This is a genomic window from Affinundibacterium seohonense, assembly GCF_014284305.1.
Classification (GTDB): domain Bacteria; phylum Pseudomonadota; class Gammaproteobacteria; order Burkholderiales; family Burkholderiaceae_D; genus Undibacterium; species Undibacterium seohonense.
On the sequence record NZ_JACOFW010000121.1, the window covers coordinates 1 to 255 of the forward strand.

Consider the following 255-nt stretch of genomic DNA (forward strand, 5'->3'; position numbering starts at 1 on the left):
CGCGTTTGATCCGGTTTTGCTTTTTAAGATGCTTTTTATTGGCTACCTGTTCGGCATCCGATCCGAGCGCCAAATTGTTCGGGAGATTGAAGTCAATGTCGCTTATCGCTGGTTTCTCGGCTTACGAATGACTGATAAAATTCCAGATGCCTCGACGCTATCGCAGAATCGCCGTCGTCGTTTTGCTAGTACCGATATAGAACAAACCATCTTCGACACCATCGTTGAACAAGCGATTGGACATGGACTTATTGG

At 46.3% G+C, this 255-nt stretch carries 1 protein-coding gene; it reads left to right on the top strand.

The genetic code is table 11. The annotated features are described in order from the left end of the window. A partial coding sequence (locus tag H8K52_RS20815; protein ID WP_186924814.1) for a transposase occupies nucleotides 1–255 on the top strand: 255 nt, incomplete at both ends.